Source organism: Streptomyces sp. NPDC008137 (assembly GCF_042957035.1).
In the GTDB taxonomy this organism is placed as follows: domain Bacteria; phylum Actinomycetota; class Actinomycetes; order Streptomycetales; family Streptomycetaceae; genus Streptomyces.
This window is the reverse complement of record NZ_JBIBHN010000017.1, coordinates 59219-84189: the sequence shown is the minus strand read 5'-3', so window position 1 is coordinate 84189 and position 24971 is coordinate 59219. Positions and strand designations below refer to the sequence as shown.

Annotated in this window: 20 protein-coding genes; 9 read left to right on the top strand and 11 right to left on the bottom strand. The window is 72.1% G+C overall.

Annotation, left to right across the window (positions count from 1 at the left end; translation table 11 throughout):
- The first annotated feature begins 20 nt into the window (after positions 1-20).
- The gene (locus tag ACFZBT_RS24980; RefSeq protein ID WP_391107225.1) at positions 21-2015 is read left to right on the top strand and encodes an FAD-dependent oxidoreductase; all 1995 of its coding nucleotides are present in this window, start codon (positions 21-23) and stop codon (positions 2013-2015) included.
- 90 nt (positions 2016-2105) lie between these two features.
- Here the strand turns inward: ACFZBT_RS24980 and ACFZBT_RS24975 are convergent, their stop codons facing one another.
- Positions 2106-2276, bottom strand: a complete 171-nt coding sequence (locus ACFZBT_RS24975; protein ID WP_391107222.1) for a hypothetical protein — start codon at positions 2274-2276, stop codon at positions 2106-2108.
- A gap of 132 nt (positions 2277-2408) precedes the next feature.
- Here ACFZBT_RS24975 and ACFZBT_RS24970 point away from each other — a divergent pair, with 132 nt between their 5' ends.
- The gene (locus ACFZBT_RS24970; protein ID WP_391107220.1) at positions 2409-2969 is read left to right on the top strand and encodes an SRPBCC family protein; all 561 of its coding nucleotides are present in this window, start codon (positions 2409-2411) and stop codon (positions 2967-2969) included.
- Positions 2970-3065: 96 nt separating this feature from the next.
- Here the strand turns inward: ACFZBT_RS24970 and ACFZBT_RS24965 are convergent, their stop codons facing one another.
- The 5 genes from ACFZBT_RS24965 to ACFZBT_RS24945 form a co-directional block, all read right to left on the bottom strand.
- Positions 3066-4364 (bottom strand): TIGR02679 family protein, encoded by a 1299-nt coding sequence (locus tag ACFZBT_RS24965; RefSeq protein WP_391107217.1) that lies wholly within the window; start codon positions 4362-4364, stop codon positions 3066-3068.
- Positions 4361-8671 carry a TIGR02680 family protein gene (locus tag ACFZBT_RS24960; RefSeq protein ID WP_391107214.1) on the bottom strand — a complete coding sequence of 1437 codons (4311 nt, stop codon included), beginning with the start codon at positions 8669-8671 and terminating at the stop codon, positions 4361-4363. Before ACFZBT_RS24960 ends, ACFZBT_RS24965 begins: the two co-directional genes overlap by 4 nt.
- Positions 8668-10032, bottom strand: a complete 1365-nt coding sequence (locus tag ACFZBT_RS24955) for a TIGR02678 family protein (protein WP_391107211.1) — start codon at positions 10030-10032, stop codon at positions 8668-8670. The genes ACFZBT_RS24960 and ACFZBT_RS24955 overlap by 4 nt, the downstream gene beginning before the upstream one ends.
- Positions 10032-11621, bottom strand: coding sequence for a TIGR02677 family protein (locus ACFZBT_RS24950; protein WP_391107208.1), 1590 nt, complete (start codon positions 11619-11621; stop codon positions 10032-10034). The genes ACFZBT_RS24955 and ACFZBT_RS24950 overlap by 1 nt, the downstream gene beginning before the upstream one ends.
- A 369-nt stretch (positions 11622-11990) precedes the next feature.
- Complete coding sequence (locus ACFZBT_RS24945; RefSeq protein WP_391107205.1) at positions 11991-13367, bottom strand: mucin-1; 1377 nt, start codon at positions 13365-13367, stop codon at positions 11991-11993.
- A 206-nt stretch (positions 13368-13573) separates the two neighbouring features.
- Between ACFZBT_RS24945 and ACFZBT_RS24940 the strand changes: the two genes are divergently transcribed.
- From ACFZBT_RS24940 to ACFZBT_RS24925, 4 genes are all read left to right on the top strand, one after another.
- Positions 13574-14593 carry a substrate-binding domain-containing protein gene (locus ACFZBT_RS24940; protein ID WP_391107203.1) on the top strand — a complete coding sequence of 340 codons (1020 nt, stop codon included), beginning with the start codon at positions 13574-13576 and terminating at the stop codon, positions 14591-14593.
- Between the two features lie 134 nt (positions 14594-14727).
- Positions 14728-16071 (top strand): extracellular solute-binding protein, encoded by a 1344-nt coding sequence (locus ACFZBT_RS24935; protein WP_391107201.1) that lies wholly within the window; start codon positions 14728-14730, stop codon positions 16069-16071.
- 100 nt (positions 16072-16171) lie between these two features.
- Entirely contained in the window at positions 16172-17164 is a 993-nt protein-coding gene (locus ACFZBT_RS24930; RefSeq protein ID WP_391107198.1) for an ABC transporter permease subunit, read from the top strand.
- 7 nt (positions 17165-17171) lie between these two features.
- On the top strand, positions 17172-18014 hold the full coding sequence (locus ACFZBT_RS24925) for an ABC transporter permease subunit (protein ID WP_391107195.1): 843 nt from the start codon (positions 17172-17174) through the stop codon (positions 18012-18014).
- A gap of 262 nt (positions 18015-18276) precedes the next feature.
- Here the strand turns inward: ACFZBT_RS24925 and ACFZBT_RS24920 are convergent, their stop codons facing one another.
- Both ACFZBT_RS24920 and ACFZBT_RS24915 read right to left on the bottom strand, forming a co-directional pair.
- Entirely contained in the window at positions 18277-19302 is a 1026-nt protein-coding gene (locus ACFZBT_RS24920; RefSeq protein WP_391107192.1) for a hypothetical protein, read from the bottom strand.
- A gap of 152 nt (positions 19303-19454) precedes the next feature.
- Positions 19455-19604: a hypothetical protein gene (locus tag ACFZBT_RS24915; protein WP_391107189.1), complete on the bottom strand. Its 150-nt coding sequence runs from the start codon at positions 19602-19604 to the stop codon at positions 19455-19457.
- A 165-nt stretch (positions 19605-19769) separates the two neighbouring features.
- Here ACFZBT_RS24915 and ACFZBT_RS24910 point away from each other — a divergent pair, with 165 nt between their 5' ends.
- Positions 19770-20426 (top strand): isochorismatase family protein, encoded by a 657-nt coding sequence (locus ACFZBT_RS24910; RefSeq protein ID WP_391107186.1) that lies wholly within the window; start codon positions 19770-19772, stop codon positions 20424-20426.
- 131 nt (positions 20427-20557) lie between these two features.
- Entirely contained in the window at positions 20558-21379 is an 822-nt protein-coding gene (gene argB / locus ACFZBT_RS24905; protein ID WP_391107432.1) for an acetylglutamate kinase, read from the top strand.
- Here the strand turns inward: argB and ACFZBT_RS24900 are convergent.
- Genes ACFZBT_RS24900 through ACFZBT_RS24890 form a run of 3 tightly spaced genes read right to left on the bottom strand, consistent with a single transcriptional unit; the run spans position 21366 to position 23718 of the window.
- Positions 21366-21875, bottom strand: a complete 510-nt coding sequence (locus ACFZBT_RS24900) for a GNAT family N-acetyltransferase (RefSeq protein ID WP_391107183.1) — start codon at positions 21873-21875, stop codon at positions 21366-21368. The genes argB and ACFZBT_RS24900 overlap by 14 nt on opposite strands.
- 47 nt (positions 21876-21922) lie before the next feature.
- Positions 21923-23497: an amidohydrolase family protein gene (locus tag ACFZBT_RS24895; RefSeq protein ID WP_391107180.1), complete on the bottom strand. Its 1575-nt coding sequence runs from the start codon at positions 23495-23497 to the stop codon at positions 21923-21925.
- A gap of 8 nt (positions 23498-23505) precedes the next feature.
- Positions 23506-23718 (bottom strand): MbtH family NRPS accessory protein, encoded by a 213-nt coding sequence (locus ACFZBT_RS24890; protein ID WP_391107177.1) that lies wholly within the window; start codon positions 23716-23718, stop codon positions 23506-23508.
- Between the two features lie 93 nt (positions 23719-23811).
- On the opposite strand from ACFZBT_RS24890, the gene ACFZBT_RS24885 reads away from it, so the two are divergent.
- Positions 23812-24921, top strand: a complete 1110-nt coding sequence (locus tag ACFZBT_RS24885; protein WP_391107174.1) for an alpha/beta hydrolase-fold protein — start codon at positions 23812-23814, stop codon at positions 24919-24921.
- Positions 24922-24971 lie beyond the last annotated feature (50 nt).

The following is a 24971-nucleotide window of genomic DNA, read 5'->3' as shown; positions in this document are numbered from 1 at the left end:
CCGCCAGTACAAAGGCCGCCATGACTGAAGATCACGCGGTGGTGCACTCAGGCGGCGGCTTCTCCCGGCGGAGCTTCGCGGCGGTGGCCGGCACGGCCACGGTTGCGACGGCCCTGACCGGCGGTGTCTCCGCGGCCCCGCCCGCCACGGCAGCCCCCGGCGCCGGCCGTGCCACCGACTTCGACCGGTGCCTGGCCGTCGCTCGGGCGCTGCTCGTACTGGACTCCGACGACCGCCCCCTCGTCCCGCGCTACCAGCGCGTCCTGGAGAAGGGCCTGCCCGCTCAGCGGCGGACACGCCCGAAGAACGTCCTGGTCATCGGCGCCGGTCCGGCCGGGCTGGTGGCTGCCTGGCTGTTGAAGAGGGCAGGTCACCGGGTGACGGTGCTGGAGGCCAACGGCAACCGCGCGGGCGGACGCGTCAAGACCTTCCGCAACGGCGGCCACGAACGCGCCAAGCAGCCCTTCGCCGATCCCCGCCAGTACGCCGAGGCGGGCGCGATGCGCATCCCCGGCAGCCACCCTCTGGTGATGGAGCTGATCGACCAGTTCAACCTGAAGAAGCGGCGTTTCCACTACGTCGACGTCGACAACGAGGGACGCCCCGCGGGCCGCACCTGGATCCACGTCAACGGTATCCGCATGCGGCGCGCCGAATACGCCCGCGCGCCCCGGCGCGTGAACCGGTCCTTCGGCGTCCCCAAGGCCCACTGGGACACCCCCGCCGCCGCCATCCTGCGCTCCGTGCTGGACCCGGTGCGCGACGAGTTCAGTTACGTCAACCGCGACGGCAAGCGGGTCGACAAGCCGCTCCCGGAGCGGCTGCGGGGCTGGGCCCGCGTGGTGCAGCGGTTCGGTGACTGGTCGATGTTCCGCTTCCTGACCGAGCACGCCGGCCTCGACGAGCGGACCATCGATCTGATCGGCACCCTGGAGAACCTCACTTCACGCCTCCCGCTGGCCTTCATCCACAGCTTCATCGGCTCCTCCCTCATCAGCCCCGACACGCCCTTCTACGAGTTGGAGGGCGGCACGGCCGTACTGCCGGACGCCCTCCTCGAACGCGTGCGCAAGGACGTGCGGTTCGACCGCCGTGTCACGCGCATCGAGTACCACCACCCCGACCTCCCTTCGCCGGACGCCGAGCACGTCCGGGGCAAGGGCCCGCACGTATGGGTGGACACTGTGTCCGAGGGCCGCGACGGTCCCGTCGTACGCGAGCAGTTCACCGCGGACGTCGCCGTGGTCACGGTGCCGTTCTCCGGACTGCGTCACGTACAGATCGACCCGCCCATGTCGTACCGCAAGCGCCGCGCGGTCTGCGAACTGCACTACGACAGCGCGACGAAGGTGCTGCTGGAGTTCAGCCGCCGCTGGTGGGAGTTCGACGAGGCCGACTGGAAGCGCGAGCTGAACGCCGTCGACCCGGGCCTGTACGACGCCTACCGCACCGGCCGCGCCGTCGCGGACGGCAGCCTGCTCGGCACCCATCCCTCCGTGCCCGCCGGGCACATCACAGCGGGTCAGCGCACCCACTACGCCGCCAACCGCGCTATCGCGCGCGACCAGCCGGAGGCGGTCGACGTCGTGGGGGGCGGCTCGGTGTCGGACAACGCCAACCGGTTCATGTTCCACCCCTCCCACCCCGTTCCAGGCAGCGCGGGGGGTGTGGTCCTGGCCTCCTACAGCTGGGCGGACGAGGCGCTGCGCTGGGACTCCCTGGACGACGAGGCACGATACCCACACGCTCTGTGCGGCCTCCAGCAGGTCTACGGCCAGCGCATCGAGGTCTTCTACACCGGCGCGGGCCGCACGCAGAGCTGGCTGCGTGACCCCTACGCCTACGGGGAGGCGTCCGTGCTCCTGCCCGGGCAGCACACGGAGTTGCTGCCCGCCATCCCCACGCGCGAAGGCCCATTGCACTTCGCCGGGGACCACACGTCCGTCAAGCCGGCGTGGATCGAGGGAGCGGTGGAGTCCGCTGTGCGTGCCGCCTTGGAGATCCACACCGCCTGAGCCGCCTGAGCCGAGTGGTCCGCTGGGCCACGACGCAGGCGCAGGCCCCGGCGCACCGGCGCCGGGGCCATCGGTTCCCGCGGGGCGACTTCAGTGCCGTCCGCTTCCGGCGTATCCGCCGTCGGTGGCGATGTCGGTCGCCCCACCCCGAAGCCCCGGAACACGTCGGTGCTCGCCGTAGGTGAGTACTCCGACGTCCGCGGGACGCAGCTGGGAACGCCGCGTCCTGAGGAAGTCTCCGAGCTGTGCTTGACCCTTCATGGCTCCGAGTATCGACCGCTCCCCGGCGCCGTGCCTGCCCCGGCCGGGGATAGGCACGGACGGGTCTGGCTGCCGGGCCGCACCTTCGGTGAGCTGGGCACCTCCGATCCACCCCGCACCCAGGAGGATGTCTTGAGCGCCACCACCAGCGGACTGGAGCCCTTCGAGGCTCTGGCAGCATCAGAGTTCGCCTTCACCAGACGGGCATGGGTCGACGCCGCACCCGCACGCGTCTACGAACTGGTCAGCGACGTGTCGGCGATCAGCCGCTGGAGCCCCAATGCGAGCGACGTCGCCTACGATCACGGTGCCGGGCCGAGCGTCGGCGCCTGGTTCAGCGGGCGCAACCGCAAGGACGGAAGGGAGTGGACCACCCGCTCCCAAGTCGTGCGAGCCGACCCCCCAATCGCGTTCGGCTTCGTCGTCGGTGGCCGCGAGGACGGCATCGTGCAGTGGGGCTGGACATTGCGTCCCCAGGGTGACGGCACGCTCGTCCAGCAGTCCTGGCAGCTCCTGCGCCTCGACCCGGTCCTCGGCACGACCCGCGCCGACCTGGAGGCGCTCCGTCGCTATATGGAGGACAGCGTCGAAACCACGCTGGCGTCCCTGGCCCAATGGATCGCCGCGGACCGCTGGCCACCCGAGAGCACCGGCGTAGCCGGCACCGGACCGCGCGGACGGTCGGAACCGTGACGACTCCTGGCAGGCCAGCCACCCAGCTGGGTGACGCCGAGCGACTCGGCAAGCTTCTCGACCCTGCCTCCAGGCAGCGCCCAACCGCACAGCGTGTCAGTCCAGTTCCTGCAGCAGCAGATCGAGCGCCGCCTCCTCGTGCAGGGCGATGCCCAGGGCGTCCATGGCGGGGGCCAGTTCCGTGTCCCACACCGCCTCGGCCGACGGTCCGGTGAGGGCGATCGACGGTGTGCCGTTCACTTGCGCGCGGGTCGCCAGGTACTCGTAGTCGGCCGCGCGCATGCGCCACGGCTGTGCCGCGTACCGCTGTATGACCCGGTTGGCCAGGGCGATGCCGGGCCAGTCGAAGTCGCCGTGATAGGCGAAGGCGCAGCCGGACGACGCCAGCGCGTCCAGGAGGGAGAGGACGACCGTCGTCGCGCTTCCCGAGGTGCAGACGAGGGGCGCCGTGCGGTCGGAGTCGGCCGCGGCCTCGACCACGCGTGGGTTCTCGCAGACGTGGACCCGGGTGCCGGGAGGCATGGTCAGGGTCAGGCTGCGTAGTTCGCGCAGGGTCAGGTGGGTCTCCATGTGGTGGGCGGCGCGCTCGCGCAGTGCCGCCTCCCGCCAGGTGCCGCCGGTGGGGCGCAGGCCGTAGGAGAGAACGGTGCTGGAGACCTCGTCCGGGGTGACCGAGGCCATGCGCCACAGGGCCCGGCGTGCGGGTGCGTCTGCCGGGAGCTCGACACCGTGCGCCAGCGCGATGCCGCGCAGGACCAGCCGGGACAGCAGCGTGCCGTCGTCCAGGCCGTGCGCCGATCCGGTGGTGCGGGTGGCCAGTTCGCCGCGGCCCCAGGTGGCCGGGGTCGGGCGAGGGTCAGTGCCGGGGAAGAGTGTCGCCAGCGTGTGGACGGCCTGCGTGATGACGGTGGTCGCGGTGTGCGGGTCCTGGCGCGCGAGTGTGCCGCCACGGCGTATCTCCTCCAGCCACTGTGCCGTCCAGGGCTGCGCCGACAGCGACGTGGCGTCCAGCTCGGCTTGCACCGTCGACCACACGCGGGACCGTTCGGCCGCCGCCGCGTCGCGGACCGCCCGGCGGTCGGTCAGGGGTGGGCCAAGTGCCTCAAGCGTCGGGGCCAATCCCCGTCCGACCGCGCTGGCGCGCAGGCGGGTGTCCAGGTCCAGGAGGCGGATCGTGGCGGTGAGGCCGGTGACCGGTCTGGCCAGGAGGAGGGACAGCGCCTCGCGCTCCTGCGCGTCCAGGTCCGCGAGCCTGATGGTTCCGGCCGGTCGCAGGCCGTTGCGTTCCAGGCGAGTGCGGGCCGCCGTCCAGAGGCGGGTGAGGCCCGGGCGGTTGAGGAACGCGAGGGCGTCTGCGTCCGGGGGACGCCCGTCGGTCTGCTCGGCGCCCGTCATACCGACATCAGCCTCCGCTGCCGCCCGTTCCACGTGTAGTGGAGCGTGGCCACGCCCCGCACATGCGGGTCCCGCAGGCACTCGTAGATGTGGAGGGACGGTACGTCGGGCCAGTTGCCGATCAGGCGTTCGCTCGTGAGGACGAAGTCGAGATCCAGGTCGACCAGGATGCGGCCGAGGCGTGCGTGCGTGGGCTCGTCGACCTTGGCGAACGCGTCGTCGAGGAGGATGAGGCGGGGTACCTGCGGGGCGGTGTCGGCGAGGCTGGTGAAGTGCGCCGCCGCGGCGGCGAAGAGGACCAGGTAGGACAGGACCCGCTGTTCGCCCTGGCTCAGGCCCGTGCGGGCGGAGAGTTTACGGCGGCTGCCCGGTGCCGATTCGTCCACCACCCAGGGGGTGAAGGTGAACCAGTCGCGGTAGTCCAGGGCGGTCCGCAGGTGGGCCGCGTAGCCGGCGGCCGGGTCGGCGCGGCGGGCGTCCTCGATACGGCGCTGAAGGACGTCGCGGAGCTGCTCGGACTGTTCGCGGGTGCGCAGGCCGGAGGGGCTGCGCAGGAGGTCCACGGCGGCCTTGACGTCCGCTTCCACGCCGTCGGCCAGGCTCCAGTCGAGGGTGACGCCGAGGCCGTGTGACGTGCGGATGGTGGCGAGGGTGGTGTTGAGCGCGGCGATCAGGGTGCTCGCGGCCAGCACCTGCGAGGACAGGTGGTCGCCCAGCTCTCCGGTCAGGAAGCGCTGGAAGACGTCCCGTTCGCGCTCCGTCAGACGGTCACGTGCCTCGGCGGCCTCGGCCGCGATGCGCTCGCCGACCGCGGCGATGTCGTGCGGCCCGTGGTCGTCGACGAGGCGGCACAGTTTGACGCCCTCGCGTTCCTCCATCGTCGCGTCGTAGCCACCGGAGAGCTGGTCGCGCAGTTCGGTGTGACGGTTGAGGAGGGTGGTGTCCGAGATGTCCCGGCGTTCGGCATCCAGGCCGCGGCGCACGGCGTCGACCAGCCGGCGCGTCGCCGCGATGCGCTCGCGCACATCGTGGTGGACGGGGTCCAGGGACTTCAGCGCCCCTCGGTCCGCGTCGGCGTCGGCGTCGCTGCCGGGCTCCGCGTGGGCCTCGGCATCGCCGCCGTGCTCGGCATCGGCGTCGCCGCCGGGTTCCGCGCGGGCATCCACGTCGAGGCCCGCTCCCCTCAGCACGCCCGGCAGGGAAAGGGCCGTGCGCAGTCTCCTGCCGCAGGCCAGCACCTCGGCCTCCTGCGTGGCGAGTGCCTCGCGGCGCGTCCGCTCGTCCTCCTCCGCCCGTACTCTCCGGTCGTGCACGTCGGCCAGGTCCCGTCGCGCGCCCGGGAGCTGGCGTCCGACGGCGTCCAGGCGGCGTTTGGTCTCGGCCTCGCGGGCCAGGATCTCCTGCTCCGTGGCGCCGAGTGCCTCTTCCAGGGCCCGGACGGTGCGGCGGGCGGCTTCCAGGCGAGCCAGGGGCTCCGCGTAGTCGGACTCGGCCTCCCGGCGCGTCGACTCGGCCCGCTCGTAGTCCGTGCGGCCTGCGCGGTGGCCGTCGGCGGCGGAGAGGACGGCGCCGACCCGTCGGCGCAGCCGCTGCGCCCCCTGTCCGAGGCGGTCCAGGGCCAGTCGGACCGTCTGGAGCGCGGCCGGCTCCGTCGGGAGGTCGTGGGCACTTGCCGTGGCCTCGGCCTCGCGCCGGGCGACGACTGCCCGGGCTCGTGCCTGTTCCGCCTCGCGGGCCGCGGTGTACGCCTGTGAGGCGAGGGTTTCGGCGGCACGCTCGGCCTCGGCGGTACGAGCCCAGGCGTCCGTCAGTCCACGGGCCGGGGGCGGGCGGCGCAGGGTGTCCGCGACCAGGTCGCGGTGCTCGGTGAGGATCCGCAGGCCGCGCCGGCGTTCCGCCAGCTCCTCCTCCAGGTCGAGGAGCCGGCGGTCGAGTTCCGCCAGGGCACGGCGGCGGGTCTCGGCACGCACCTCGGCGCCCACGTACTCGGCGGCCTCCTTGGTGTGGCGGCCGTGGGCGATGCCGAGCCGCCAGGAGCCGTCGGTACCGATCGCGGTGTGCGGCTCCGCCACCTCCACGCCCTCGACCACGCCCCCGGTGCCGGGTTCGCCGGTGCGTGTCCCGCCGCCGGCCAGAGCCACCGCCCCCAGCACCCGCTCGACCTGCTCCGCCGTCACACCACTGCCGGGCGCGGCGACCGGGCACAGCACCCGGGCGAGCGTGGCCCCGGGGACGGGTGCCCCTGGAACCAGAAGGGTGTCCCGCGTGGCCGGGTCGAGGACCGTGCCGTCGGCGCGCACCCAGGCGTCGAGCAGGCCGCTCGCCTCCAGCGCGGCTTCCAGCCCTGCCCGCGCGTCCGGTCCCACGTCGTGGGCGAAGTCCACCAGGCGGTACAGGGGGGCTCCGGTGCCGGGTGTGCGGGGAGCCGTGCGGTGGGAAGGGGGCGGGGGCTCGGGGTCGGTGTGGCGTTCCCAGTCCTCGCGCTGCTGCCGGAGGCGGTCCTGTTCCGTCTGCCGTTCGCGGACGGTCAGGGAGAGGTCGTCGCGCTCCGTGCCCAGTGCCGCCAGCCAGGGGTCGACGGCCGAACGGGCCGCTTCGACCACGGCCTCGGGGGTCTGCGCGGGCAGGGGGCCGTCTGCCGGCTCCGGCGCGACCAGGGCGAGCAGGGCGTCCAGGGGCACCCCGGTAAACTCCCGCAGCCGTTCGCTCCAGGCCCTGGCCGCGAGGGCGTACGCCTCGGACTCGTGCGCGGTGTCCTGGAGCCGCTGCTCGGTCCGGCCGCGCGCGTGTTCCGCCTGTTCCTCCAGGCGCTCCCGGGCCGCGTCGGCCTCGGCGGCCTCCCTTCGGGCCGCGTCCGACTGCTCGATGAGGGTGGCGAGTTCGGTGACGAACCGGGCACGGTTCCTGATCACCGGCTGGGCGGCGTCCAGCCGTTCGTCCCAGGCGTTCAGCGCGGCCGCGCATGTCTCTGTGTCGACCGCCAGCACCGCACTGTGCCGTACGAGGTGGAAGTCGCCGCCCGGCGCGGTCAGCTCGGCTGTGGCGGCGGGCACGACGGGTGCGACGGGGGTCGCCACGGGTTCCCCCAGGTGCACGGGGTCAAGCCCGGACCGCTCTGCCTCCCGCACCAACTCGCCGTACGTGGTGTTCAGCTCGACGAGTTCCTCACCGAGCCGTCCGGCTTCCGCGGTGAGACGCTGTCCTGCCTCTTCCTGGTTGCCGTGTGCCTGCCGGACGGCCTTGAAGGCGGTGGCGGCCGCGCTGTGCAGGGCGGTGACGGTGGCGCGTTTCTCCCCGAGTTCCGTCAGGCTGCGGTATCCGGCGCCGGCGTGCAGCGCCGCCAGGTCCGTCGCGGCGGCGTTCGACTCGGCGTCGAGTGCCTCGATGCGGGCGCCGAGTTCCTGCTCGCGTTCGCGGAGCCCGTCGGCGTTGCGCGCCGCGTCGCCCGCGGACCTGCGGTGCGTCATCAGCTGCTCCAGCTCACCGCTCGCCTGGTCCGTGCGGCGGCGCAGCACCCCGTGCAGGTAGCCGCGGTAGTCGGTGAGGAAGGCGCGCAACGCCTGGTCGGTGCGTTCGAGGCGCCCGAGGTAGGCCCGGACGGAGTCCAGATCGTCCAGGCTGCGGGCCACCTTCTCCACGACCTCGTCGTCGAGGGCGGGCAGGGTCTCGGCGAGGACCGAGACCAGTCCGCCGGAGTCGATGCGGTCGCCGATGGTGGGGCGTCGCAGCCGGTGCAGCAGGTGCAGCAGGTTGCGGTAGCGCGCCGGGTCGGTGAGGCCGAACAGTTCGCGGGCGACCCTGGCCCGGTGCTCGACCGCGCGGTCGGTGACGTTCTCGGAGCCGACGAGCGACTTGAGCCGGTCGACGGGGAGTGGCTGCCCGGCGGGGGCGAGGTCCAGTTGCTCGCCGACCCGCAGCCGCGTGGTGAAGAAGAACGGCTTCGCGGTCTTGGTCGACTGGGAGGCGCGGATGGCCGCGCCGATCGTCAGGTGATCGTCGTTGCCCTCCTCGTCCGTGCGCGCGAACTCCAGCCACAGGTGGCCCAGCCGGTTGGTCTGCCCGAAGCCGTCGAGCATCAGCCAGGGCAGGGTGGTGCGTCCGGTTCCCGTGGCGTCCAGCGCGCGGGCGTCGCCGTCGAGGAGGTAGGGCAGCAGCATCTCCAGGGCCTTGGACTTGCCGGCGCCGTTCTTGCCGCGCAGCAGCAGGCGCCCCTCGCCGAAGGTGAACTCCTGCTCGTCGTACTGCCAGACGTTGCGGATGCCCGCGCGGTGGAGTCGGTAGCGGTGCGGGGCCGGCGGGCGGTTCATCGGGAGGGCTCCTTGGGGTCGTCGTCCGCCGGGGACCGGTCGGTACGGTGCTTGTTAGCCACGGTGGTGGCGTACCGGGCGGCCGCGGCGAGCAGGATCCAGCCGCCGTCCGAACCTCCTTGACCACAGCCGCCGTCCGGACCGCCTTGGCCGCGCGCCTGGGAGACGTCGGTGACGGACCGGCCGTCGGCCACCGTCTGTTCGTATCCCTCGGGCAGGCCGTGGCCTTCCGCGCGCACGGGCCCGGCCGGAGCCATCAACCGCATCCGGGCGAGGAGGTCGAGTACGGCCGCGAGGAACCCGTCCCGGTTCTCCAGGTGGCCGCGCTGCCAGCTGCCGCGTCTGCCGTACTCCTCGATCAGGTCGTCCAGCAGTTCGGGCAGCAGCCCGTCCGGAACGGGTACGCCGATGACGAGCCGTCCGCCGACCGCCGGATGCCCGGCTTGTTCGGGACGCAGCCGGTCGACCAGCCGCTCCAGGAGGAGCAGCGCGGCTTGTGCGACCGTCCCGGTGCCCGGCAGGTGCAGGTCGGTGAGTTCGTCCTCGGTGTCGACCAGGGCGATGCCCTCGGCGCGGATCTCCGCTTCCAGGCCGAGCAGTTCGGAGAAGGCCTGCGCCTCGCGCCGCTGCCGCGTGCGCAGCCATTCGCGCTCGGTGTCGGTGAGGTCGTCGAGGTGGACGACGGGGGTTTCGACGAGACGCCTGCGGACGTAGGTGCGCGGCCCTCCGAAACCGGGGTCGGCGGCCCGGCGTACGAGGTCCGCGCCGTCGCGGCTCTGGGAGAGCGGGCCGGCGACGACGACGCGCGCGATCTCGCGGTCCACGGTCAGCAGTGCCTCTCCGCCCCGTTCCTCGGCGACGGCCGCGACCTGGCCGTCCGTCTCCGTGAGAACGCCCCAGTCGACGAGTTGCCGCAGCGCGGCCGCGAGGGTTCGCCGCTCGGCCTGCCGTCCCGTGTCGGCGATCTCGATGCCGGCGTCGACCGCCGCGGCCCGCAGGTCGGCGACGAGCTGGGAGAGCAGCAGCTGTTCCGGGGCGGTGACGAGGACCGACAGCGCGAGGGCCAGGTAGGCGTACGTCCGTGGGCTGAACGGCGTTCCGGTCGAGGGACGTACCAGGCGGTGGCCCGAGCCCGTACCGAGGCCTGCCTTGAACAGCCGGGCGTATGACGCCTCCACCAGCAGGCGGTATCCGAAGACCTGCTGGAAGCGCTGGGCCAGCCAGTCGGCGTGGCGCCTGATGAGAGGGAAGGCGTCGCTGTGCGGTCCGGAGCTGGTGACCAGAGGGTGGGCGAGCAGGAGCCGGGCGGCGGTGCGGCGCTCGGCCGCGAGGGCGACGTCATGCGTGGACGGCAGGGGCATCAGGCGCTCGCCTCCCCCACCGCGAGCTCGGACGCGCTGTCGACGGCGACGGTGAGATCATCCGCCGTCAGGTCACCGTCCACGGACTTGAGAACCATCGACCTGCCGGGCGTGCGCCACACGGTCAGCCGGATGCCCAGGTCCGCGTCGGCCGCCTGGGCACCCTCGAGCAGGAAGTCGTGGGCGTCCTGGTGCAACCGGGCGTTGCCGAGAGCGGCCGTCATCAGCTCCAGCAGCAGACGCATCGCCGGCGCGCTGAGGCGCACCTGCTCGAACCTGCCCGAGGCGCTGCGCAGTTCGTCCGCCGCCGCCTGGCGGGCCTCGGCCTGCTGTCGTGCCTGATCCACAAGGCGGCGTTTCTGCGCGGAGTGGTCCTCGGCCGCCGCGGCGCGTCCGCGCGGAGTCCTGCTGCCGCGCTCGCGCAGCGCCACCGGAACCTCCACGGCGGGTCCCGTCCACCAGCTCACGTACGCCGGCACGGACCGGTCGGGATCCGGCGCCACCCCCAGGTGGCGTGCGCCGTAGAGCCCGAAGGCCGCGACCGCCAGGTCGTGGGCCTCTTCCGGCTCCGCGGCGTCGAACCAGGCCGCGAGCCGCAGCAGGTCCTTGCGCCGGGACATCTCACCGGAAGCCGAACGCAGCATCCGCTTGGCGTTGGCGAGCAGCGACTGCAGGGCGCGCAGGGTGGCGTCCCGCAGCTGATCCACCTGGCTGGAGTGCCCTCCGGTGACGGTGAACCACTCGCGCAGCCCCTCCCAGTCCGCGTGGTCGCGTCCGCGGCTGCGCTGCACGCGCGTCTCCGGCAGTGCGTCGGCGAGGGCGCCGATGCCCGCCGCGTGCGTGTCGATCCGGGCGAGCAGCGCGGGCAGGTGCGGCCAGATGGAGTCCAGGTGGGCCGCGATGCGCGGGGCCCGGAAGGAGACGTCCTCGGTGATGGCCTCCACGTAGTCGAGCAGCAGTTCCTTGAACCCCTGGTACTCGGCCGTGTCGAGGTCATAGCGCGCCAGCACCTGGCCCAGGTAGGCGTAGAAGTCCCGGACGGACTCGGCGAATTCGGCGAACTGCACGAAGAGCGTGCTGATCCGCTCCAGCGCCTGCTGCGGGTCGGCGCCGCCCGGTGCCGCGGCCATGGCGGCGATGTCCCGCAGGCCGCGGTCGACGAGTGCCAGCAGCTCGCTGCTGACCTCGCGTGCCGCGTCGGCCCCGGCGAGAACCTCGTCCGCGTCCCGCTGCACGCGCTCCCCCAGCTTCGACAGCTGGTAGCGGGAGCGCGAGCGCTGGTATTCGGTGATGCTGGTCGCTCTGACGGTGTGCGTGCTGCGCAGCAGATTGCCCCAGCGCACGAGTTCTTCGAGCCTGCGGGTGAGCGTTTCCGCGTCCAGTGCCGCCCCCGGGCCGTCCGTCCCGGCCAGCTTGGCGAGGAGGTCGGGTACCGACAGGTCGGCGAGCAGGGTGCCGCAGAACACCCGCATCACGGCGACGTACTCCAGGCGCTCGGGCGCGCTGAGGTAGGCGTATGCGCTCAGTCGCTGCCATGCCTCGGCACCGGCTTCCTCCACCTGCGCGGTCTTCCGCTCGTTCCCCTCCATGAGGACGAGCCTACGGACTGTCACCGACAGTCCGGGGAGAGTGGGGAAAGTCCGGCTGCTCACACGGACCCGTCCCGGCCACCGGCTCAGAACCGGCCCCAGCCCCGACGGCACGCCGCCCGTCTTCGCCCGGCGTGTCCGACGCGCCAGGGCCCTTCGCGTTGGTGGGGCGAGGTGAGCCGGAGCGAACGCCCGCTGCACGGCCCGGGCGCAGGAGCGACCAGCTCAGTGAGGCGTGACGAGAGCACTGTGCGACGAGAACCCGTAGGACGCTGGGCGGCAGGGCGGAGCCCGGCCCTGCCGGTGTCAGGACGGCCGCACCCGTCCGCGCGACGCCGTGTTCGCGGCGCTCGGTCTTCGGCGCCGTCCTCACCCCTGGGCGGCGGGGGCGGCCGCGGTCGTCGCGGCCGGGCCGGGCCACACGGCCGAGGCGTCGTCCCGGTCCGGGTCGGGCAGGCGGATCGGGCGGACGGGGACCGGACGGTCGCCGTCGGCGGTGACCGCCGTCCACGGGACGGGCCGGCCGGAGTAGCTCAGAGCGGTCAGCGCGAAGACGCCGTCGGCGTAGACCTCGACGTACTCGCCGACCGTGAGGATGCGCAACGCCGAGGCGAGAGCCGGCAGGACGGTCTGTGCCAGCACCCTGCCGCCGGGCCCGGTGACCCGGAGGTCCTTGCCGTCGCAGGTCACGGCGAGGGCGGCACGGTCGTCGCCCGGGTCGTCGGCGCGCAGCACGACCTCGGTGAGGCCGCTGACGTCCACGTCGCCGACCGCGTGCGGTGCGGGGCCGCGGGTCTGCTCCTCCAGCCAGGGCTCCAGGCCGGGCCACCATGCGAGGTGGGGCGTCTCACCCGGGGGTGCGACCAGCGTCTTGGGCTGGGCGAGCATGCCGCGGCAGGGGTCGCCGGTGTCGGTGAGGCCGACACGGCGGGGGGTGGTGTGCAGGACGACGCGGGAGCCGTCGGGGGCGGCGGCGACACGTGGGGCGTACGCGCCGGTCGGGCCGAGCGGGCCGCGGCGGGTCCAGGGGCCGCGCAGGCGCGGCGCGGTCCACGCCTCGAAGCCCCGGGTGGCGCCGATGGAGCCGAGCAGCAGCCAGCTGCCGTCGTCGAGGCGTTCGAGGACGGGGCACTCCAGCTCGTCGACGTCGCCGGGAGAGATCAGCGGCGGGTGGACGGTCCAGTGCTCCAGATCGTCGGAGGTCGCCCAGGCCACGCAGCCGCTGACCTCGACCGGCAGGGAGGCGTCGGCGGCGCAGATCACCATGACCCAGCCGTCGGACTCGTCGTCGCGTACGACGAACGGGTCGCGCCAGCCCATGCGTTCGCCCGTGCGGTACCAGCGTGGGTCGGCCTCGGCGACCGGCCCCGTGCCGTGGCGGCGCCAGCCGGTGCCGTCGGTGCGCTCGGAATGGGCCAGGCCGATCGACTGCAGGGGCCAGCCGTCCGGGGTGAGTCCGGAGACGGCGGTGTAGAGCATCGCCATGCCGGTGCCGTGCGGGAAGGCGTGCATGGTCCACACCGCCTGCTGGTCGAAGCGGCCCGGCAATCCGTTGCCGAAGGCGGTGCCCTGCGGCTCCCAGTGGACCAGGTCGGCCGAGGTGGCCCGCCCGAAGGAGGTCTCCATACGCAGATGATCGAACTCGGCCGTCCACGGGCCCTGCAGGTGCAGCACCGAGTAGGTGCCGTCCGCGTGGCGCAGAAGGTCGAAGTCGTTCACGCAGAGGCCGGGCGGCGCGTATCGCATGGACAGGTCCTGTCTGCCGACAGCGGCACTCAAACGCGTGCGCTGTTCTCTTGCTTGTGGGAGTTCCTCTGAGAGTCAGCCGAAGTAAAACTGAACGCAAACGCTTGCGCAACCGTGTGGGCGGGTTTACGGTCTCGTCACTCCCCCACACGCCGATGTGCTGCCGGACCCGGCCACACGGCGTGCACCCGATCAAGGAGCGTCCCGTGACGGTCAGCATCACCGATGTCGCCGAGGCCACCGGGGTCTCGGCGTCCACCGTGTCCCGCGCCCTGCGCGGCCGTTCGGGAGTGTCGGAGCAGATGCGGGCCCGGATCGTGGCGGCCGCCGCCGAATTGGGCTACACCGCCTCGCGCTCGGCCTCCAGCCTGGCCAGCGGGCGCACCTACACCATCGGCGTCGTCGTCCCGTACGTCGGCCGCTGGTTCTTCGGCACGGTGCTGGACGCGGCCGAGAAGGTCTTCAGCGCCGCCGGCTACGACGTCCTGCTGTACAACCTCGGCTCACCGGAGGCGCGTAAGCGTTTCTTCACCAAGCTGCCGATCCGCAAGCGGGTCGACGCCGTGCTGTCCCTGCTGATCCCGGACCCGGACGAGGCAGCCGCCCTGTGCTCCCTCGGCGTGCCGCTGGCGACCACGGTCGGCGGCGCCCGGCCCGGTTTCACGGTGGTCGGAATCGACGACCGGGGCGGCGCGGAGAGCGCCGTACGGCACCTGGTGAACCTGGGCCACCGGCGGATCGGCATGGTCTCCGGCGCCAGCGAACCACTGCACTGGACCACGCCCCTCGACCGCCGGCAGGGCTACCTGGACGTGCTGGCCGACGCCGGGATCGAGCCCGACACCACCCTGGAGGCCGACGGCGGATACACCGTCGAGGGCGGCGAGCGGGCCATGACCGAACTGCTGGCACTGCGCCACCCGCCGACCGCCGTGTTCGCCCAGTCCGACGAGATGGCGATGGGCGCGCTGCGCGCCCTGCGCCGGCACCGGCTGCGGGTGCCGGAGGACGTGTCCGTGGTCGGCTTCGACGATCACGAGCTGTCCGAGGTCGTCGGGCTGACCACCGTGGCCCAGCCGGTCGCGGCCCAGGGCCGGGAGGCGGCTCGGCTGCTGCTGGCGCAGCTGGACGAGCCGGACGCCGGGCCGCCGCGCCCCGTCGAGATGCCCATCCGATTCGTCCTGCGCGAGACCACCGCTCCTCCGAACACCGGTCGGCAGCGGTAGCTCCCCCCGCCTCCTCCCCCTCGTCCCCTCCCTCCGCCGCCCGGGGCGCTGTTCCAGCCCCGGTCGGCAGTACCGGCCTCCCGGCCCCGCCCACCGTCCGCGTACCCACCCGCACCCTCGCACGGAGACATCACATGATCACCGGTCACGGAAAACACCGCCGTACGGGCCTGACGGCCCTCGCCCTGCTGCCCCTGGCCGCGCTGGCCGCCTGCGGCGGGGGTGGCGGCGGCACCGACACCTCCGCCGAGAAGGGCAGCGGCAAGGGCACCATCAGCGTCTGGGCCCACCAGGGTCAGGCGAGCGAGGCGGCCGCCCTGCAGAACGCGGTGAAGTCCTTCAACTCCTCGCAGAGCGCCGTCAAGGCCGAGCTGAAACTCATACCCGAGAAGGACTACACCAAGACCATCACCACCACCGACGCCTCCGAACTGCCGGACGTGCTGGAGTTCGACGGCCCGACGATGGCGAACTTCGTCTACAACAGCAAGCTCGCCCCGGTCGACGGCCACGTCTCCGCCAAGACCCTCTCCAACGCCACCGACGCGATCAAGGCGCAGGGCGAGATCGACGGCAAGCACTACGGCCTGGGCATGTTCGACGCCGGGCTCGGCATGTACGCCAACAAGAAGCTGCTCGACGCGGTCGGCGTGAAGTACCCGAAGGGCGCGGACGACGCCTGGACGGCCGAGGAGTTCGGCAAGGCGCTGAAGGCGCTGAAGGGCGAGGACTCCGACGGCAAGGTCCTCGACATATCGGAGCAGTACGGCCTGGCCTCCGAGTGGGGCACCTTCGGCTTCTCCCCCATCGTCTGGTCGGCCGGCGGCGGCCTGGTGAAGGACGGCAAGGCGGCGGGCGCCCTGGACAGTCCGAAGGTCGTCTCCGCGATGAAGACCTTCCAGTCCTGGAAGACGTACGTCGACCCCAACACCGACGGCAACGCCTTCGCCAAGGGCAAGGTGGCGCTGAGCTGGGTCGGCCACTGGAACTACCCCGCGTACAGCGAGGCGCTCGGCGACGACCTCGCCGTCCTGCCGCTGCCGGACTTCGGCAACGGGCCCAAGGCCGGGCAGGGCTCGTGGGCCTGGGGCATCGGCGCCAAGAGCAAGAACGGCAAGGCCGCGGGCGCGTTCCTGGACTACCTGCTGAACGACACCAACGTCGGCGCGATGACGAAGGCCAACGGCGCGGTGCCCGCGACCAAGTCCGCCCTCGCCAAGAGCGAGCTGTACAAGAAGGGCGGCCCGCTCCAGCTCTTCGCCGACCAGCTTGCCAAGCCCTGCGGCGACAGCGACATCAGCGCCTCCTGCGTCGCCGTCACCCGTCCCGTGACCGCCGGATACCCCACGGTCACAGCCAAGTTCAGCACGGCCCTGAACTCGATCTACGGCGGCGCCGACCCCGAGGAAGCCCTGAAGAAGGCCGCCCGCGCCATCGACCGGGACTTCACCGACAACGCCGGCTACGAGATCCCGTAACCCGCAGCACGCATCGGCCCGGGCGGGCCGTCGGCGACAGGGCGGCGCGACGACGCGGCCCCGTACCGGCCGAGCCCGCCCCGCCGGGAAGGACCCTGCCGTGAAAACCGTGGAACCCGCGCACGCCGCGCCCCCTGGCCGGGCGCAGGCCGCCTCGTCCGCGCCCTCCGCGAAGCCCGCGCGCCCCTCGCGCGGCAACCGCGACTGGCTGCACGGGCTGCTGATGTCCGCCCCGGCCGTCGGCGGACTGATCGCCTTCGTCGGCATCCCGTTCGGCTACGCCGTGGTGCTCTCCTTCTACAACGTCCGCCTCGGCTCACCGCTGGAGCCCGTCTTCTTCGGCGTGGAGCACTACCGGCGGCTGTTCACCGACCCCGACCTGTCCGGCCCGTTCCTGCGGGCGCTGCTGAACAACCTGACCTTCGCCGTGGTCGTCGTACCGCTCCAGACGGGACTGGCACTGGCGCTGGCGATCCTGCTCAACCGCAAACTGAAGGCGATCGGCCTGTTCCGGTCCTTCTTCTTCATGCCGGTGGTCTTCCCGATGGCGCTGGTCGCCGTGATCTGGCGGCTGATCCTCGCCCGCAGCGAGCAGGGCATGCTCAACTCCGCGCTGGACGTGGTCACGTTCGGCAACTGGGGCGCTTTCGACTGGCTCGGTGACGGCCTCACCGCGATGGGCTCGATCATCGTGCTCTCGGTGTGGCAGGGCGTCGGCTTCCAGATGGTCATCCTGCTGGCCGGTCTCCAGCAGATCCCGGGCGAGCTGTACGAGGCCTCCGAGCTGGACCGGGCCTCGCGCTGGCAGCAGTTCCGGCACGTCACCCTGCCCGGCATCCGCGGCACCCTGGTCTTCGTCGCGATGCTGACCTCGGTGCTGTCCTTCCGGGTCTTCGACCAGGTGTACATCCTCATCCGCGGCGGCGGCCTGGACGAGGACGCCACCCGCACCGTGATGTACCAGGCCGTCACCACGGCCTTCGACCAGAACAACATCGGCCAGGCCTCGGCCGTCACGGTGGTGTTCTTCCTGATCGTCGTCGCCCTGACGATCGTCCAGCGCCGCGTCGTCCGGCCCGACAACGAGGACTGACCCCACCATGGCCATGACCCGTACACCCGTGCGCCGCGTCCTCGACTACGCCGTCCTGAGCGTCCTGGCGTTCGTCTTCGCCCTGCCCGCGCTCTACCTCTTCCTCGGCAGCCTCAAGCCGTCCGACGAGGTCCTGAACGGCCTGTCCGGCTTCCTGCCCACCCACCTCTCCTTCGACAACTACACCGCCGTCCTCGACAGCCTCAGCTCCGACAGCACCGGCTACTTCTGGCAGTTCATGGGCGTGTCCGTGCTGCTGTCGTTCGTGGTGGTCACGGGCGGACTGATCGTCAACTCCATGGCGGCCTACGGGCTGACCCGGCTGAAGTGGCGAGGGCAGAACGCGGTGTTCACCCTCGTGCTGCTGCTGATGCTGATCCCGTTCGAGTCGGTGGCGGTGCCGCTGTTCTACATGTTCAACGGGCAGCGCAACACGATCTACATCCAGGCGCTGCCGTTCGTCGCCAACGCCTTCGCGATCTACCAGTTCCACACGTTCTTCAAGAAGATCCCGGCGAGCATCGAGGAGGCGGCCCGGCTGGACGGCGCGGGGCCCTGGCGCACCTTCTTCGCGATCATCGTGCCGATGTCCCGGCCGGTGTTCGCCTCGGTCGCCATCCTCACCTTCCTCATCCAGTGGGGTTCCTTCCTGTGGCCGGTGCTGATGGTGTCCGACCCGTCGGTGCGTCCCCTCCCGCTGGAGATGAGCGTCTTCCAGGGGCAGCAGCCGCCGGACTGGGGCCAGATCCTCGCCTTCGGTGTCCTGCTCGTCCTGCCCGTCCTGGTCGTCTTCGCCTTCTTCCAGCGCTGGTTCGTCGAAGGGGTCGCCAGTTCCGCCGTCAAGGGCTGATCGCGGGGCGACCGGGACGACGGGGACGTGTCGTGTCGCGTCGCGTCACGTCGCGTCACGTCACGTGCCGGTCCTGGCAGCCTCGATCGCCTCCCGCGGACAGGGATATGCGAGTCGTCAAGGGGTCTGCGCTGTCGTCGAAGACCGCTCATGGTGGGCTCGGACATTGGAACTCCCGGAACACCCGGACCCTGAGCCTCGCGGCCACCCGGCGTCACGGCATGCCCGTACCGTGACGACCCGGCTGCACACCGCGGACGGACTACGTCATCAACTCGATGTGCGGATGCTCGGGCTTCGCCGGGCAGACGAACAGGTGCTGCCGGTAGCCGCTGCCTATCTGGACCCCGGTCGCGTTGTAGCCGCGGTGGCCGGGGTACGGCCCAGCACCTGGGTGAGGGTGCGGCGACCAGCTGTTCCCGGCGTCGTCCCCCTCCTCGAACGTGGCGACGGTCATCAGGACCTCCCTGCCGGTGCCGCACTCGGAGCAGGGCTGCGGGCTGGGGTCGGTGGAGTTCCAAGCGGGCCAGCCGCCGACCTTCCAGCCGGGTGCGTTGGACAGCACACAGTCGTAGTACGTCTCCGGGTCCATGCCCTCCTCTGCTGCCTGCGGCACACTCCACTGCTTGAGCTGCTCCCGCAGTTCTTCGCTCAGCTCCAGATGGTCGGGGTACTCGGTGATCTGCTCCGGTTCGAGCACGCACGGTTCCGGTAGATAGCCGTCGAACTGCACTGCGGGCGGCTCGGGGGGCGTGCCGAGGATGGCGGTGACGGCGGCTGCCGAACGCCAGAAGAGCAGGGTCCTGGGCATGATCGGATGATCGAAAGGGCACCACAGTACCTGCAGCAGGTCCTTGCCCTCCGGCGGGCTCAGATCGGGCACATCCCGTGCGTACAGCTGCGCGACGGGCAGCATCGCTACGGGGCCGTCGTACGACTGGACCGCCGGCCTCAACGGATACGTCCGAGGGGGCCGGATCCGCTCGAGAGTCTCCCGTTCCTCCGGAGTCAGGTCCCGGCCGTTCGAGGCGGCGCGGATCCGTCGTTCCAGCCGCAGATCCGACGGGGACCGGGCCGGGTTGATGCCGTCCACCGCGTGCGGTTCCTCGCAGTGCGGCCACGGCTCCTCGGCGGGCCACAGCAGCGGCCCGCCGATCGAGCTGTCGTGCCACGTCGGCGCCCCAGGGCGGGGGTGCAGGCGGGTCGCCGTGCGGGCCAGTGGAGCCAGTTGAGGAAAGACCGCGACAACGTCGATCGGCCGTGGCGGAGTGACAGGAGTGCCATTCATGGCCGCAATCTTGCCAACCCCCTCTGACAACGGCCCTCGTGGCCGCCCCACGAAGAAGTCCGGCACGGGCACCACCCGGGAGCGCCCTACCGCCGGTCCAGCGCCGGCAGACGGCCCGCGAGCAGGTCGATGATCGCCGCGTGGATGTCCGTTCACGCGCGCGGTTCGTCGCCACGTACCACGATGTTCTCGTCGGCCTCGCCGGCCTTGATGGAGCCCTTGGCCTGCAGCACTGCGCGATGCGGGGCGCCCGCCGCCGTCAGGAACAGTGCCCGCACCAGACATGGTGAGGGCACTGTCATGCCATGACTCATGACCTGATCTGGGCCCGATGCCGCGTGATCGGCGGCGGATGTGCGTCAACTCCAGCCCCACAGAGCTCAGTTTAGGTTAGGCTAAGCTAAATTTCTCATGTGGGTCCGGACCTGCGTCGCGTGATCGGGGGGGGGGGGGGGGAGAGAATCACCATGGGCTTGCCGGCCATCGGCTCCTACCCCATGCCGGAGCGCTCCGCGATCCCCCGGTCGCAGGTCTCCTGGCGGATCGACCCGGCACGTGCCGCGCTCCTGGTCCACGACATGCAGAACCACTTCGTCCGGGCCTGCCCCGCCGGGCGCGCTCCCGTGGTGGAGCTCGTCGACAACATCGCGGCGCTCAGGGAACTCGCCGACACCCTGGACATGCCGGTCGTGTTCAGCGCGGAGCCGGCCGGGCAGCCGCCCGCGCAGCGAGGGCTGGTCGGTGACATGTGGGGGCCGGGGATAGGGGACGGGCCGGATGCCGCGGCGATCGTCGCGCCCCTGACACCCCGGCCCGGGGAGCATCTGCTGGCGAACGTGCGCCACAACGCCTTTCTGCGCAGCCATCTCGGCAGGCTGCTGCGCTCCCAGAACCGGGACCAGCTGATCATCTGCGGGGTGCACGCGCACCTCGGTGTCCTGCTGACCGCCGCGGACGCCTTCATGAACGACATCCAGCCCTTCGTCGTAGCCGACGCCGTCGCCGACTTCTCCGCCGAGGAGCACGCCTTGGCACTCCGGTGGGCCGCGCGTACCGGGGTGGTCTGTACGACGGACGGGCTGCTGCGCGCCCTGCTCCTGCACCGGGAGCGGAGGAACGCGTGACGCCCGCGGCACGGAGCACCGGTGCCTTCCTCGACGACACATCCTTGAATTGGAGTGACTCCGTGAGCGTGACCCAAGCCGACCCGGTCGCGGCCCTTCTCCCCTCCCTTCCGCAGCCGCCGGCTGAGCTCCTGGGCAGCGTGGTCGTCGTCAAGTTCGGCGGCAACGCCATGGTGGACGCCAGCCTGCAACGGGCCTTCGCGCAGGACATGGTGGAGCTGTGGCACGCGGGGCTGCGCCCGGTCGTCGTGCACGGCGGCGGGCCTCAGATCAGTGCGATGCTCGACCGGCTCGGGCTGGAGAGCCGGTTCGAGGCGGGCCTCAGGGTCACCACCCCGGAGACCATGGACGTGGTGCGCATGGTGCTGGCGGGCCGGGTCCAGCGGGAGCTGGTCGGCCACATCAACGCCCATGGGCCCTTCGCGGTGGGCCTGACCGGTGAGGACGCGCACACGATGACGGCGGTGCGGCGGCCGGCCCTGGTGGACGGCAGGACGGTGGACATCGGTCTCGTCGGCGATGTCGTGGACGTGAACCCGGCGATGGTGCGCGGGCTGCTGGAGCAGGGGCACATCCCGGTCGTCTCCCCCGTGGCACGCGGTGCGGACGGGCAGGTCTACAACGTCAACGCCGACCTCGCGGCGTCGGCCCTCGCCGTCGCGCTCGACGCCGAGCGGCTGGTGATGCTCACCGATGTCGAGGGGCTGTACGCGGACTGGCCGCGCAGCACCGAGGTGATCGGACGGCTGACGGCCGGTGCGCTGGACGGGCTGCTGCCCGGGCTGGCGAGCGGAATGCTGCCGAAGATGGAGGGCTGTCTGCGGGCCGTCCGCGGCGGTGTGCGCAAGGCCCATGTGGTGGACGGGCGCGTGCCGCACGCGGTGTTGCGCAGCGTGCTCGCCGAGACCAGTCCGGGGACCACCGTGGTCCCCGACGTGGTCACCAAGTCCTGACCAGCACCCGCGCGTTGCGCCGCGGGTCCAGTGACTCGGCCCAGGCGCGCGGTGCCCGGCTCGGGCTCGTGTGGGTGAAGCCGTAGCTCAGGAACAGGCCCGCGCCTCCCGTCGTCGCCGTGAACAGAGCGGTGAGCGACCGGGCGTGGGCCCTGGCCAGCACGGCGCGCAGCAGTGAGGCCCCCGCTCCGCTCCCCTGCCGGTGCCCGGCCACACAGAAGTTGTAGACGACTCCCGCCGACGCTCCGCTCTCGTCGCCCCCGGGGTACAGCCGCAGGCCCACGCACCCGTCGAGGCCGCCGTCGGGGGCCTCCAGGACGAGGAAGTCGGCCGCGCGGGCGGCGTAGAGGGAGACCGGACGTTCCCGCAGCGCGCCCGAGCGGACGAAGGGCCGGGAGAGGGCGGCGAGGGCGGCGGCCTCGTCCTGACGGGCGGTGCGTACCAGGGCGGTCGGGATGTGCGGCAGCGCGGCAGGGCGCGGCGTAGCCGTGGTCAAGGGTTCCTCTTCCTCGGTGCGGACCGGAGGTCGGGCGAGCGGTCGGCTCAGACGGGCTGACGGCTCGGGCGGCCGTCGACGTACGTCTCGACCACCTCGATGTCGCCTATGCGGGAGGGGTCGACGCTCCGGGGGTCGTCGCCGAGGACGACCAGGTCGGCGCGTTTGCCGGGGGTGAGACTCCCCAGGCTGCCCTCCCAGTGGCAGGCGTGCGCGCCGGCGACGGTGTAGGCGTGCAGGGCCTCGTCGACGGTGAGGGCCTCGTCCGGGCCGATGAGCTGCCCCGAGGCCGAGGCGCGCTCGACCATGAACTGGACGGCGCGCAGGGGCGATCCGTCGGCGACGGGCCGGTCCGAGCTGCCCACCAGTGGAATGCCGTGGTCCAGGAACGCCCTGCCCCGGTACATCCACGGTGCCCGTTCCGGGCCCATGATCGACGCGTAGTCGTCGCCGAAGTACCGCAGGAAGTTGGGCTGGATCACCGCGCTGACGCCGAGTCGCGCGAAGCGCGGGAGCTGGTCGGGCCGGATCAGCCCGGCGTGTTCGACGCGGTGGCGGGCCTCGGGCCGGGGCCGCAGGCGCTGGGCGCGGTCGAGGGCGTCCAGGGCCAGGTCGGCCGCGCGGTCGCCGATCGCGTGCACGGCGAGCTGCCAGCCGGCGAGGTGGCCGTCCACGATCAGGTCCGTCAGCGTCTCCGGGTCGTCCTGCAACTGACCGGTGTGGTCGAGCCCTTCGTACGGGCTGCTCAGCGCCGCCGTACGGGCCATCATGCCGCCGTCGGTGTAGATCTTCAGCGCGCCCACGGAGAGCCGGTCGTCCCCGAACCCGGTGCGCAGGCCCAGGTCGAGTGCCCTCGGGATGTCGTCGGTCTCGTGTGCCATGACCGGGCTCAGCCGGTCCCCGGACACCATGAGCTGCACGCGCAGCGGCAGCAGCCCCTTGTCCCGGGCGAGCTGGTAGGCGCCGAGTTCGACAGGGCTGTGCCCGAAGAGCTTGCCGCCGATGCCCGCCTCGGCGCAGGCGGTGACGCCCTCGGCGACACAGGTGCGGGCGGCCCGGCCGATCGCTTCGGCCAGGTCCTCCTGGGAGTGCGGCAGGCGCAGGGCGCGGGCGGCGCCCATGGCCTGCTCGGCGAGGAAGCCGTTCTCGTGCGGGATGTCGGCGGGCAGCAGGTCCAGGACCGCCGTGTTGACGACGCAGCCGTGGCCGGAGTCGTGCAGCAGGAAGATGTTGCGTCCGTCGCTGACCTTGTCGAGCTCGGCGGCGGTCAGATGGCGGCCCAGGGCCCGCTGGTCGTAGCCGGCGACGCTCACCCAGTCACCGGGCGCGCGGGTGCGGGAGACGGCTTCCGCGACGACAGCGAGTACGTCGTCGATCCGGGTGCGGCCGGCGATGCTCGGGGTGGTCTGTTTCAACCCGGTCCAGGCCAGGTGCACATGGGCGTCGATGAACCCGGGGAGCACGGTGGCGCCCTGGAGATCGATCACCTCACGGGCGGGCAGGGAGGTCACGGCCTCGTCGAGGCCCGCGATCCGGCCCTGCCAGACACCCACGTCATGGGCGACCGGATGGTCCGGGTCCATGGTGAGGAAACGGGCGTTGGTCAGCCTGGTGCACAGCATCGGTGAGGTCAGACGTCCATCGTCGCGGCGAGGGACCTCGGGCGCAGGTCCGTCCAGTGGGTCTCGACGTACTCCAGGCACGCTTCCCGGGTGTTCTCGTCGAAGGCGATCGTCCAGCCCCCGGGCACCTCGGCGAACGACGGCCAGAGTGAGTGCTGGCCCTCGTCGTTCACCAGGACCAGGAAACGGCCTTCGTTGTCGTCGAAGGGGTTGGTGCTCATGCTCGATGCCTCCTTGGAGGGCCAAGATTAGGTTAGGCTCGCCTAATTGATTGGAGCTTAGCCTTGTCCCTTCCCTCTCACAAGGAGACATTCATGGGCCTGGTCGCGGCCGACATGGAGGACGCCGACGCCTTTGCCGGGTTCGGGCTGCCGGGCGCGCCCGGCACCGACGAGTTCTGGGCCGCCGCGGGGGCGCCCGCCGCGATACCCGCCGAGGACGGCGGTTGGGTGACCCTGTTCCTGTGGCGCGGGTCGGAAGCGAGGGTCGGCTTCGAGAGCTGGTCGGAGCCGGTTCCCCTGCGGCGCTGGGCCGATTCGGACTGCTGGTACGCCGAGGTGCGCATGCCCGAGCGGCTGCGGGTGACCTATCAGTTCCTCGTGGGCGAGGAGGCGTACGCCGACCCGTTCAACCCGGCCGGAGCGGGCGGTGACCGGTCCGTCGCGGCGACGCCGGACGCGCCGGAGCAGCCGCACTGGCCGGCTGTCGGTGCCGACGAGGTCCTGCCCCTGCCCCGTACGCGGATCCGCTGGGCCAGTGAACGGCTCGGGGGGCGGCGGACCGTGCGGGTCCATCCGGTGGGGGGCGGTGGGCCCGTGGTGCTGCTGCTCGACGGGGACGACTGGCTGTATCTGCATCCGGCCATGACCGCGTTCGACTCGGCCGTGGCCGCGGGTGAGTTGCCGCCGGTGACGCTGGTCTTCCTGCCGGCCAAGGACCGGGCCGAGGAGTTCACGTGCCGGGCCGAGTTGTGGGAGGCGGTGCGGGACGAACTGCTGCCGTTGGTGGCGGAGTCGGGTGTGCCCGCAGATCTCGGTCGGCTGGTGGTCGCCGGGCAGAGTCTTGGTGGACTGAGCGCGGTGTACGCGGCGCTGGAGTTTCCCGAGCTGGTGTCGCGGGTCGCTTGTCAGTCGGGGTCGTTCTGGTGGCAGCCGGGTGCCCTGCGGGCGGCTGATCCGTTGGGCGGGCCGGTGGGGGGTGTGATCGCCGAGCGGTTGCGGGCGGGTGCTGATCTGTCCGGGCTGCGGGTTGCGTTCGATGTCGGGGAGCATGAGACGCGGATGCTGCCGCACTGTGCGTCGGTGGAGGCCTTGGCCGAGCGGGCCGGGGCTACCGTGCGGGTTTCGCGGTCTGCCTCCGGGCATGACCGGGCCGGGTGGCGTCATGCCCTGCTCAGCGATGTGGGCTGGGCCCTGGGTGAGTGATCGTCCGCGGGCCGGTGGGGGGGGGCTGGTCGCGCAGTTCCCCGCGCCCC